The 11,100-nt window shown below is 52.6% G+C and carries 7 protein-coding genes; 6 read left to right on the top strand and 1 reads right to left on the bottom strand.

The window, feature by feature from the left end:
- Nucleotides 1–142 precede the first annotated feature (142 nt).
- From JNK54_06295 to JNK54_06275, 5 genes are all read left to right on the top strand, one after another.
- Nucleotides 143–1,312 carry an ATP-binding protein gene (locus JNK54_06295; protein ID MBL8023875.1) on the top strand — a complete coding sequence of 390 codons (1,170 nt, stop codon included), beginning with the start codon at nucleotides 143–145 and terminating at the stop codon, nucleotides 1,310–1,312.
- Nucleotides 1,293–2,771 carry a hypothetical protein gene (locus tag JNK54_06290; GenBank protein MBL8023874.1) on the top strand — a complete coding sequence of 493 codons (1,479 nt, stop codon included), beginning with the start codon at nucleotides 1,293–1,295 and terminating at the stop codon, nucleotides 2,769–2,771. Before JNK54_06295 ends, JNK54_06290 begins: the two co-directional genes overlap by 20 nt.
- Before the next feature lie 291 nt (nucleotides 2,772–3,062).
- On the top strand, nucleotides 3,063–4,415 hold the full coding sequence (locus JNK54_06285) for a transglutaminase domain-containing protein (protein ID MBL8023873.1): 1,353 nt from the start codon (nucleotides 3,063–3,065) through the stop codon (nucleotides 4,413–4,415).
- 371 nt (nucleotides 4,416–4,786) lie between these two features.
- Nucleotides 4,787–6,481, top strand: coding sequence for a helicase-associated domain-containing protein (locus JNK54_06280; GenBank protein MBL8023872.1), 1,695 nt, complete (start codon nucleotides 4,787–4,789; stop codon nucleotides 6,479–6,481).
- A complete protein-coding gene (locus JNK54_06275; GenBank protein MBL8023871.1) occupies nucleotides 6,469–8,451 on the top strand; it encodes a helicase-associated domain-containing protein in 1,983 nt (660 codons plus the stop codon). The genes JNK54_06280 and JNK54_06275 overlap by 13 nt, the downstream gene beginning before the upstream one ends.
- 18 nt (nucleotides 8,452–8,469) lie before the next feature.
- Here JNK54_06275 and JNK54_06270 read toward each other — a convergent pair whose 3' ends face one another.
- On the bottom strand, nucleotides 8,470–9,456 hold the full coding sequence (locus tag JNK54_06270; GenBank protein MBL8023870.1) for a transposase: 987 nt from the start codon (nucleotides 9,454–9,456) through the stop codon (nucleotides 8,470–8,472).
- 130 nt (nucleotides 9,457–9,586) lie between these two features.
- Here JNK54_06270 and JNK54_06265 point away from each other — a divergent pair, with 130 nt between their 5' ends.
- Nucleotides 9,587–11,071 carry a hypothetical protein gene (locus JNK54_06265; protein ID MBL8023869.1) on the top strand — a complete coding sequence of 495 codons (1,485 nt, stop codon included), beginning with the start codon at nucleotides 9,587–9,589 and terminating at the stop codon, nucleotides 11,069–11,071.
- Nucleotides 11,072–11,100 lie beyond the last annotated feature (29 nt).

Genomic DNA, 11,100 nt, shown 5'->3' with positions numbered 1-11,100 from the left:
CTTTCTTTCCGAAATCTTCCCTTTCCACTCACTCTCAAGTTTCTGTCATTAATTTCTTCTATGTTCGTCGGCTCCGAAATACAGCGGAATGAACCTTGAATTTTCTATTTTTGTGTAATATACTTCCTTTTATGGGGCATAAATGGAATTAGACAGGCTGTTTTCACCGCCTTCTCAGAGCTTTTTTCTTTTTGGGCCTCGAGGGTCCGGAAAGACCACTTGGGCGAGAAAGGTTTATTCCAAGGCGTGTTGGGTCAATTTGTTAGAGATGGACATGTTGCGGCGGCTTTCTTCTCGACCGGAAGGGCTTAAGGAGATCGTTATTCCCCAACCCATGGGGGCGACGATCGTGATTGATGAGATTCAAAAAATCCCCGCTCTTTTGTCCGTGGTTCACGATTTGTTGGAACAGGAAGTTAAACGGGGGTGGCAGTTTGTTCTAACCGGGTCCAGTGCCCGGCAACTTAAACGTGCAGGGTCGGATTTGTTGGCGGGCCGCGCCATCACGCGGACGATGCACCCGTTCCTGGCGGTTGAACTGGGGGAAGCGTTTAATTTGGATAGGGCTTTGGAGCAGGGATTGCTCCCAGTCATATGGATGGCGGCAAACCCATCGGAATCCCTCAAGTCCTACATCGGGACCTATGTCCGCGAAGAAGTTCAGGCCGAGGGATTGGTTCGGAATCTGGGGAATTTTCACCGTTTTTTGGAAGCCATCAGTTTTTCCCACGCTTCAGTCCTGAATGTCAGCAATGTTGCCCGAGAATGTGAAGTGGAACGGAAAACGGTTATGGGTTATGTGGACCTTTTGGAAGATTTGCTCTTGAGCGTGCGGCTCCCGGTGTTTACGAAGCGGGCCCGTCGAAAGATGTCGGATCACCCCAAATTCTATTTTGTCGATTCCGGGGTCTTTCGTTCTTTGCGTCCCGCAGGGCCACTGGATTTAGGGGGCGATGTGGTGGGCGCGGCGTTAGAGGGGCTTGTTTTTCAACATTTAAGGGCTTGGAAGGCTTACGGCGCGAACGATCAATCGTTTTTTTATTGGCGGACCCAGGCTGGGGTGGAGGTTGATTTTGTCATTTACTCCCCTCAGGGACTGTGGGCGATCGAAGTAAAAAATTCTTCCCGGGTTCGTTCCCAGGATCTCCGATCGCTCAAATCGTTCAAAGAAGACTATCCCGAAGCGAAAACCTTTCTCCTTTATCGGGGAACGGAACACCTCATTGTTCAGGGAATTCCATGTCTTCCGGTGACCGATTTTCTGAAGAAACTTCTTCCCTCTAAATCTCTGGATGACGTTGTTCCTCTGTAACCGAGCGATTTCGGTGGGTCTTCGGGGGCGCGGTTGGATTTTATTATTGGGTTTGTTTTTTTGTGGCGTGGGGGGGACGGCCTCGGAGTCGGTGAAGTATGTTGCGGGGGGAGATTATTTTTCGGTGGTTCAGCGGGAGATGGCTCGGGCGCGGTCTTCGGTTTCTGTTTGTCTTTACCTTTTTTCGTTTCGGCCAGAGGAATCGGATTCGCCGGTGTTTGAATTGGCGGAGTCGCTTGCGCGGGCCCATGGGGCTGGGGTGAAGGTTGAGGTTCTTTTGGATCAGAACTTCAACTTCGTGGAGGGGGAACCCTTTAACCCCTTTGAGGGGAAAAATACCGCGGCCTATACCTACCTGAAAGCCTTGGGAATTCCTGTTTCTTTCGACCGAGCTTCCACCTACACCCATTCTAAAGTTGTGGTGATTGATGAGGAGACCGTGATTTTGGGGTCTTCCAACTGGTCTTACTCGGCGTTGACGAAGAATCTCGAGGCCAATGTGTTGATCCGATCCACGACTGTGGCGCGGGCGGTGCTGGACTCTTTCGCTGAGATCCCTCGGGAGGAGCCCCTGTGGGGGGAATTTGAGGGTGGGGTGGACGTGCCGGGGAAATTTCTAGAAGATTCGGATTTGTTGGGGCGGATGATTTCTACTCCTGACGAACGGGCGTTTGATGCTTATCTTTTTATCCTTCAGCAGTCTTCGACTTCTTTTCGTCTCAACTATGAAGAAATGGCCCAGGCCTTGGGGATTGGGCACATGGACCGGTTCGGGTATCGTCGGCAAATTAATCGGATTTTGCGGAAGCTTCAGAAGAAATACGAGCTGATTCGGTTTGCGCCCCATTATGGTGAGGATCCGATGATTGAGGTTCTTCCTTTGATGGAGGGGGATCGTTCCGTGCGGGTGCCGGGGGGATATTGGTCCTTGGGGTGGGATCGGCGGCTCTCTTTTGCTGGGAAATGTTTTTTCCTTGTGAGTCGGTATGAGGCGGCTGTGTCGACCCTGCGGCCCCGGTGGTCGGTGGCCCAATCCACCTTGGCGCGGCGCTACGGGGGGCGCGCTCCTTTTTGGGGGCAGGGGGTGACGGATCTCCGGCGATGGAATTTGTTGGAAGTGGAATACGCTCCCTACGCTTTTGATGGGACTTCTCCCCGGAAACCTACCTTGTATACTCCTAACGCGCTTTATGATCCGCTGGTGTTGGATCAAAAGTTTCTCGCTCTGGAAGCCACTTATGGGGGGGAAGCGGTGGACCGGGCTCGGAATGCCGCGGCGGTGGTGTATGAGGATAAGGACATCCGTGGGATCGAAGAGCTTTTGAAGCTGGGGACCCGATACGGGTGGACGCGCGTGGATGAGGCCCTGGAGATTGTGCGGGTTAAAAACCCGGACAATCCCCTTAGGACCATGGGGTATTTGATCGGGGTTGTGCGGGGGTGGGGCACGTTCCCGTGATGGGGACCGTTCTTTTAAGGGTTAGCGAGTGGTATGATCTCACTTAGAGGAGCCCCTTCTTTTCGAACCAGGCGCTCTTTAAGGAGAAAACGATGAAATTGATCAGCAAGACAATGGCAACAATGGCAATTCTGGGTTCAGTCCTTGGAGTGGGATGTCAAAAATCACAATCTCCCGCGGAACAGATGCAGGGTCACCCGACGACGGCGGAACACGCAATGGAACATATGACAGTACATCCAACGGAACCTGCGACGGAGCACCCCTCCTCTGAACACCCGAAATAAGAGGATGGCTCACGTGCCTCTTCAGTGGGCAATCGCTTTAGTCGTGGCGAGCCTTCTTACAGCTTGTGGGCAGAATGCGCGGAGCGGGGCCTCAAAAGGCCCCGCTCCGTCATTAGTGAGCGCGGACATTCAGGCGGGGATTGAAACGCATATCGAGAACGAATCCCGCCGCGGGGGGGGCGTGTTTCGGTTAAATCACGGCGACCGCGAATTGCAAATGACGTTGGTACGTGTTCACACCGAATATTTGGCAAAACTTGGACCTGAGCGGCATTTCGCCTGTGTGGACCTGGCCGACGAGAAGGGCGATGTTTACGATGTGGATTTCTTTATGGCTGGGAAACCTGGCCGCATGACGGTGACGGAAACCACGGTCCACAAGTTAAACGGACAGCCTTACTACGTGTGGGAACAGGACAAAGAAAAGAATTGGCATCGGATCCCCGTGGAAAGAGCTTCGGAAATGGATTTTGGCGTTCTCCGGGGGACCGATTCATTCCACTTTACCTACGCGGGCGTATTGCCTGCCCTGGATGGTCCTGCCCGCATGTGGATCCCCGTGCCGACAACGGACCGGTTTCAGAACGTGGAGTTGCTTTCGCTTCAAGCCCCGGGGCGTCAGACCTTTACCCAGGATTTGGATCACGGCAACCGCGTCCTCGTTCTGGATTTGGACCCGGGAGACGCGGGTAAACCCATCGATATCCGCTTTGCGGTTCAACGATTTGAAAAATCCGCCTATTCGGCGCCATCACCGGAGGCTCGGGATCTGGCGCCGGAACGGCTTGTCCCGAGCGATCCCATGTTTAAAAAAACAGCTGAAGAGGTTCTTCAAGGGAAAAAGGGGGAGCTGGTCCGTGCGCGGGCGCTCTACGACCATGTGATTGACCGGATGCGTTACGCGAAATCGGGGGAGGGGTGGGGGAAGGGGGATGCTGTTTACGCCTGTGACTCCCGGTCCGGCAACTGCACGGATTTTCATGCGTATTTTATCGCCTTGGCTCGGTCTGTGGGGATCCCGGCCCGCTTCGCCATCGGCGTGGGAGTCCCCTCGGAACGGAACGACGGAGGCATCGATGGATACCACTGTTGGGCGGAATTTTACGCGGACGGAAAATGGTGGCCCGTGGACATTAGTGAGGCTGACAAGTATTCGGCACTGGCGACCTATTATTTCGGGCACCATCCGGCCAACCGCTTGGAACTGAGCCGGGGTCGGGATTTGAACGTGGACCCGGCCCCCGCCTCCGGCCCCATTAACTTTCTCGCTTATCCTCTCCTGGAAGTGGCCGGAAAACCCGTGACCGTTCCCGTCCAATTCTCGTTTGAACGGACAAAGGTTCGCACAAAACAATAGTTATTGTCGCTAGTGATTGTGAATGTTAGCTAACACTCAAAACTCGTGATGAAATTTCTCTGCTGAGCCCCAGGTTTTTGGTCTACGGGAAGGGGAACACTTTGTCCCTCCGATTTGGGACCGGCCCGCAATACTTTTGTCAACAACATTCCCTCTCCCTCCCCTCTCCCGCCAGCGGGCGAGGGAAACAGTTTCAAAGGGCTGAAGAGGCGTTAAAAAAAAGGCTTGATTTGTCGAATAATGGGCTATGCAATTTCTTTTATTGGCTATAAACTATTATTACCTCTTCCTCCTCCGAGGTTTTTACTGCTTCCTTGGGAGGCTCCCAGGATGACTTGGGTAGGAAAGGGGTGTCCAAGGGGAATGGAGAAATGATAAATAATCAACCTCTCATTGTTCAAAGCGATCACGGCATTTTGGCTGAAACCGATCATCCCCTTTATTCCGAGGTTCGGGAGACGTTGGGGCGGTTTGCGGAATTGGTGAAATCGCCGGAACATATTCACACCTATAGGATCACCTCTCTTTCCCTTTGGAACGCGGCGGCGTTAGGGATGACGGCAGGGGGGATTAAGGGATTTTTGGTCGCCCATTCCAAGTATCCGTTGCCGGGAAACGTGGTTTCGGAAATTGACCATGTGACCGCGCGGTATGGGAAAATTGAACTTCATGCGACGGAAGACCCGGGGGTATTGAGGCTCGCTGTGTTGGATCCCACCATTGCGGCACAGGTGGCGAGACATCCGAAAGCGGTGGAATTTATTACCCCCAGGGGGACACCGGGGGAGTTTTCTTTGCCGCCTGTTCACCGGGGGACGATTAAGCAAGTTTTAATCAAGATAGGCTATCCCATCGTCGATTTGGCCGGATTTATTGAGGGGGATGAGCGGGCCCTGGCCCTTCGGCCCGTGACCTTGGGCGGAATCCCGTTTACTTTGCGCGCTTATCAGGAAGAGGCGGTGGCTCATTTTTACCAGGGGGGGACCGTGCGGGGAGGCAACGGGGTGATCGTATTGCCTTGCGGGGCCGGGAAAACGGTGGTGGCTATGGGGGTGATGGCGCAAATTCAACGGCGTACGTTGATCTTGTGCACATCGGTGGCCGCGGTTCACCAATGGATTCGGGAGCTGTTGGACAAAACTGATATTCCCCCCGAAATGGTGGGGGAATACACGGCGGCCAATAAAGAGATTCGGCCCATTACGGTGGCCACGTATCACATTCTCACTTATCGGCATCCCAACGATTTTGATTTGAAATATTTTGACCTTTTTAACGCGCAGAATTGGGGGCTCATTATTTATGATGAGGTTCACCTCTTGCCGGCGCCCATCTTTCGTCTGACCGCGGGGTTGCAAGCCCGGCGCCGGTTGGGGTTGACCGCCACGTTGGTGCGGGAGGATGGCAAGGAAGACGAGGTGTTCTCTCTCATTGGGCCGAAACGCTATGAGGCCCCTTGGAAAATTTTGGAGAACCAGGGGTGGATTGCCGAGGCGATGTGTCACGAACTGCGGGTGCCCCTGGATGAAAAACATAAAATTATTTATTCCTCATCGGATCAGAGGGTGCGGTTTCGTTTGGCGGCGACCTATGTGGGGAAGACCCCTGTCGTTAAACAGCTGTTGGCCCAGCACGCGGGGGAACCCACGTTGGTCATTGGGCAATATTTGGATCAACTGAAAGGGTTGGCGAAAGAACTGAAGTTGCCTCTGATCACGGGGCAGACCTCCAACAAACGGCGGGAGGAGCTGTACGAACAGTTTCGGACGGGGAAGATTTCGGCCATGGTGGTGTCGCGGGTGGCGAACTTTTCCATTGATCTGCCGGAGGCGCGGGTGTTGATTCAAGTTTCCGGCTCGTTTGGGTCGCGGCAGGAGGAGGCTCAGCGGTTGGGCCGCATTTTGCGACCGAAAGCGGGCGGGGGGGCGGCTAACTTTTACACGGTGGTGGCCACGGACACGGTGGAGCAAGAGTTTGGCCTTCACCGGCAAATATTTTTGGCGGAGCAGGGGTACCGTTACGCTGTGCGAGATATTGAAATCGGGGGGGTCCCTTGTCCCGTCTAATCGAAATCCTTCAGGGGTATCCCCCAGAGAAAATCTCCGAAAAGATCGAGCAATTAGGTGGGCCGCCCGCGCGTCCTTTTGAAATGCCCACAGAGAGAATTCATGTGTTGGCGAATATCTTACTGGATGGGGGGCAGGTGAGGTCGGCGATCGGTTTGATGAAGAAAAAAGAATCCGACGTTTTTGGCTACATCACGGCCCAGGGGGGGCATGTGAAGGAGGAGGAGGTGGAGGCCCTTTTCCCGGGTGGGCGGGAGATTTTAAAAGGACTTATTAACTCGTGTTTGGTTTTTGAAAACCCTTCGGTGAAAATGAAAACCGGGTTGAATGTGGTTTCTGTTCCGGATGAATTTACACGGGATTCTGACAACTTGGTAGGTGAGGATACGCTGGGGGCGCTACTGCTTGCCCAGCCGTCGAAATTCCATTCGGTTGTGGCCACTCGCTACGCTTTAGATCGGAAAGGGGGGTCTGTGCTTTTTCATTCCCTCCAGATTAAAGAAAAAATATTGACACCCGGTGTGGCGCAGGCGGTTGTCCATGAAATGTCGACCGAAGAAAGGGCTTTGTTTGACAAGGCGTTGGGCGCCGATGGCATTCTTCAACCCAGTGATCTCGGGCCTCTGTGGCGGGATGTTGTTGAATTTCAGTATGCGATGAGCTCTCGGACGGACAACGCCATTCAACGGCTCTATTCCCGGGGAATGCTTTTTCCCAATCGGCCATCCTATCCCACTTATTTGGTTGTTCCTTCGGATGTGGTGGCTTTGTTGCGCCCACGGCGCGAACTCACGGGGCCCATGGCCCCCGCCAAGGATTCGCCCGTCCACCTGCGCAGTTTTGGATTGCGGTTATGGGGGGATCTTCGGGTTCTTCAGGCGGCGCTGGTCAGTGAAGCGATCAAGGCCACTCAGAAAAGGTTACCCGAAAAGAGGGGGATGGTGTCGTTTTTAAAAGCGTTGGGAGTGGACGAAGTTGATTACGGGTTCTTCCTTTATTCGAATGGGCTTCACCATGTCGACGGTCTGGGATCTCCAACAGAAAATGTGAAGAAGATCGTTCAGCGGTGGGTGACGTCGTGGGACTATGTTGAATCGTCGCCCCAGCGGTTTGGGGTAGCGGCGAGCGAGATGGACCCCTGTTTGCCCGATCAGAGGCGTCTGGTAATGAATGCCTTGAAAGATCTGCCCTTGGAACAGTGGGTTTCGTTTTCGGAGTTTACCGATCGAGTGGAAACGCCGAAATGGAAGCGCCTGTCCCTTCAAAAACATGTGCCCTTCTACGTTTTTTCCGAGTCTCAAACGAAACCCAAGGACAGTCGTGCCGTTCTCCATGTCATTGTTGCTGAAAGTTTGGTGTGGTTGGGTTTGGTTGAGATCGGATGGAGGCTTGGCTCGAATGGAAAGCGCGGAATTACGCATATACGGTTGACCCGGTGGGGGCAGTTTTATTTGGAAAAGACTTCTGGGGCCTTTTCAGGTTTAGAGGTTCCGCCGAAAGAAGACAAATTCGCGGTTCTTCCTCATCTCGATATTTCGGTGCCGCCGGGATTGAAAAGAACTTTGTTGGCCAAATTATTTGGGGTTGCCGTTCTTTCGGGGCCCCATACGTTTACGTTGACAAAGGGTTCCATAGCGGACGCTATGAACGCTGGACTGAGCCCCACGAACATCTTGGATTTCCTTAAGGAAAACTCGAAAACAGGGGTGCCCGATGCGGTTCATCGTTTGTTGGGGGACATCGGCAAAAAGCATGGTCAGGTGAAGGTGGGAGTGGCTGAAACGTATGTGACGGTGGAGGATCCTTTTTTGGTGCGGGAGATTTTAGCCAACAGAGCTTTTCAGCGAATGGGACCCCGCGCGGTCGGTGAACGGGCTGTCCTTTTCTTAAATGGAAATCCCAATCAGGTGTTAACTCAACTAAAAAAAATGGGACATTTTCCGGTTTTTGATAAAACAGAAAATATCTAAGCTCAGGTGATTCTGGGGTCAGGTCTTGAATTGGTTGTTAAAGATGTTTGCGATCAGGGATTGAGCGTGTTTGGCGAAGGTGGGGTCAGTTTGAATCTTTTCGGTTAGGCGTATTCCGGCCGCGGAGACGGCCGAATAGGTGGATTGGACCGCTTCCCCAATGGCCTTAAGCGCGTGCCCTCCCGGGCGGCGGCAGAGGGCCATGGCCACCATGCGGGGAATGCTCTCGTCCCTTCGGCCTCGACCACTTCGAAACAATTCGTCAACGGGCAGACCATACGCTTCCGCCACTTTTCCGAATATCGTTGTCATGGGCACTTGTTGGTGAAGGAACTTTTTTTCGGGAATCTCCGGATTGTTCGTATCGTCGTTGGATTCTGAGGGCAACTTTTTTCGAAAGGCTTCGTCTCCTAGGATGGGGCCTTGTTTGGGCTTTCCGTAAAACTCTCTTGTAAGCGCATCGACCCCCGCTGAAAGAAATTTCGCATAGCTTTCTTTTGCGGCACCTCTTTTTCCGAAATATTCCAGAGTGGCATTGACCTTAAGCCAGGGGGGGGCTTTCACATCTTTTGAGAAATAACGGGCGCTGGACCAGGGATAATTGGAGGGGTCCGTTGTCGTTTTTGATTCCACGGGGTTCAGGTGAATGTACCGGCTCACTTGGGTCAAATAGGTGTCGGCGTCCACCAGGATGGCTTTGTATCTTCCCCGAAATAAGGGGCCATCCAGCCGATGGCGGAAATTAAATCGTTGAGTATAGACCCCATTCAAATGGCGCATGGCTTGCCCGAGGTTTCCGTGAGGAGTATGAATCAAGAGGTGATAATGGTTGGTCATCAGGCAATAGGCATGAACTTCAATGTGGAAAGTTTCAACGATGTCGTTAAGGAGGTTCAGAAAAGTCGTTCGATCTTTATCATTGAGATAGGTGGGTGATCGTCGGGCGCCTCTGTTCATGACGTGATACCACGCGCCAGGGAATTCAATTCGAAGGGGGCGGGCCATGACCCACTTTAAAATTTCATGAATGGAAAGTCAAGACTTGACCCCACATTCACATTCACATTCACATTAATTCACAAGATTGTTACAAGCTCTTAAGATGGTCTTTCGAGGGGATAGTTATACTGATTGGGTGATCACTAAACTTTCTACTCTTGTGGCTCTTTTCAGTATGGCCAGTCAGTGTCTTTTTGCTTATCAACCGGGAAATAGTTTTTGGGTGGAACGACGGCGAGCGGCTCGGCCTTCTGGAACCACTCTCCTTGCGTCCCTTCCTTCAGCGCCCGAATCCCAAGGGATGAGCGGATTGGCTTCCCGGTATTCCAAGGGAACTGTTGATTCGGCGGTGATTTCCTCCTCCCTGGCTGCTTCTGTCCCCAAAGATTTTTTAAAAGGTTATGAAAAGATCCTGGCCACCCTTTCTTCTGCTCATGGGATGGTTCGCAAAGTCTCTTTTCCTGAAGGGCGAACCCGTCACGGGCCTCTGGTCATTCATATTCAAGATGTGCACGCCAATCCGGAAGCCCAATGGAATATTCGAGAAACGGTGCGCGCTTTGATGGAGGCGGGGCTCATTGATCTGTTGGCCCTGGAAGGGGCCACAGGGGACATTGATCTTCAACCCTTTGTGGAATATCCGGACCGGATTCCAATAGATAAAACGGCGGAATTTCTTCTCCAAAAAAACAAAATTTCTGGACCGATTCATGGAGCTCTCACCTTTCAGGGGAAATTACCCCGCATCCTTGGCATCGAAGATCCGGTTCATTATGACGCCAATGTGCAAGCATACCGTGATTCTCTCGTGGGACGAGAGGCGATTGTTGACAAGTTGCACAGCTTCGAACGCGCTGTTAAAGAGCAGAAACAGCGGGTTTTTTCTCCCTCCCTATGGGCCCTTGACCAAAAGATAGGGGAGTACCGATCCGGAAAGGTGCCCCTTGGGGACCATGTGCAACTCCTCCAAGATCATTTGGCAAAAGAAAAAGAGTTTCCGGAAATCAAGGCGTTTAATGTGGCCTTGGACATGGAGCGATCCCTAAACATTAAAGAGGTGGAGCGGGAACGCGCCGCGTTAATAGGAAAACTGGCCGCTCTGCTCACAAGCGAAGAATCCCAATCGCTCATCTCTGAAAGCATTGCCTACCGCTCTGGCCAGGTTCGCTATGCCGTGTTTTACCGCCATTTAACCTCGGTTTGTCAGAAGAAGGGAATAAATCTCTCCCATTACCCAGTCCTGGATACCTATGTGCGCTACGTTCTCCTCTCCGATGGGATTCAAGTCGAACGCTTGATAGAAGAAATTGGTGTTGCGGAGAAAAAAATTACCTTTGATTTGGCTCACTCGGAGGAGGAACGGGATCTCTTGGCCCTTTCCCGCCAAGGGTTTTTGACCCGGAAGTTAGTGGAATTTACCCTCATTCCTTCCGAATGGGAAGAGTATTCGTGTCACTTGAGACCGCTAAAGTTTACGACGGAGAAAAAAAGGGGATTCCAGCTCCCCTCCGTGGGAGATGGTGCTGAGAAGCTGCGGATAAGGGGAGGTTTTCCTTCGCTAACATTCCCTCTCTGTGCAACCCGGGGGATAGGTAACACTTTAGACCGGGTACATGGGTAACAGTTTTACCGGATCGCAGCGTTGTAATC

It is taken from the genome of Elusimicrobiota bacterium (assembly GCA_016788905.1).
GTDB lineage: Bacteria > Elusimicrobiota > Elusimicrobia > FEN-1173 > FEN-1173 > JADKHR01.
Note: the sequence above shows the minus strand (reverse complement) of the source record. Positions and strands in the feature narration are given on the sequence as shown.

What these genes read in the sequence shown, in the direction of transcription:
- JNK54_06295 (MBL8023875.1), top strand. Translation starts at nt 143, where the DNA reads ATGGAATTAGACAGGCTGTTTTCACCGCCTTCTCAGAGCTTTTTTCTT.
- JNK54_06290 (MBL8023874.1), top strand. Translation starts at nt 1,293, where the DNA reads ATGACGTTGTTCCTCTGTAACCGAGCGATTTCGGTGGGTCTTCGGGGG.
- JNK54_06285 (MBL8023873.1), top strand. Translation starts at nt 3,063, where the DNA reads ATGGCTCACGTGCCTCTTCAGTGGGCAATCGCTTTAGTCGTGGCGAGC.
- JNK54_06280 (MBL8023872.1), top strand. Translation starts at nt 4,787, where the DNA reads ATGATAAATAATCAACCTCTCATTGTTCAAAGCGATCACGGCATTTTG.
- JNK54_06270 (MBL8023870.1), bottom strand. Translation starts at nt 9,456, where the DNA reads ATGGCCCGCCCCCTTCGAATTGAATTCCCTGGCGCGTGGTATCACGTC.